Source organism: Psychrobacter sp. TB20-MNA-CIBAN-0197 (genome assembly GCF_040309765.1).
Lineage (GTDB): Bacteria > Pseudomonadota > Gammaproteobacteria > Pseudomonadales > Moraxellaceae > Psychrobacter > Psychrobacter submarinus.
Genome location: NZ_JBEOPC010000642.1, coordinates 1 through 270, shown reverse-complemented (window position 1 = coordinate 270; position 270 = coordinate 1). Strand labels below are relative to the sequence as shown.

Annotated in this window: 1 pseudogene; it reads left to right on the top strand. The window is 42.6% G+C overall.

The features are described 5' to 3' along the window. Positions 1-13: 13 nt before the first annotated feature. Positions 14-270, top strand: a pseudogene (locus AAEY83_RS15335) (trehalose-6-phosphate synthase); the annotation flags it as partial.

The following is a 270-nucleotide window of genomic DNA, read 5'->3' as shown; positions in this document are numbered from 1 at the left end:
GGAGACACGTGGTATGAGCCGCTTAATCGTCTTGTCTAATCGGGTCAAAATGCCTGATAACAACCCAATGGCAGGTGGACTTGCAATAGCACTGCAAGACGTATTAAACGGAAAATCAGTCGTTTGGATGGGCTGGAATGGTGAAATTGTCGAGCGCTATAATGATGATTATACTAATGAATTTAATAGTATCAAACAAACTGCTTTATCAGGCGCTGATGCGCCGTGTGCCAATATATTCATCACTTATATGACCACTGCACTTACCAC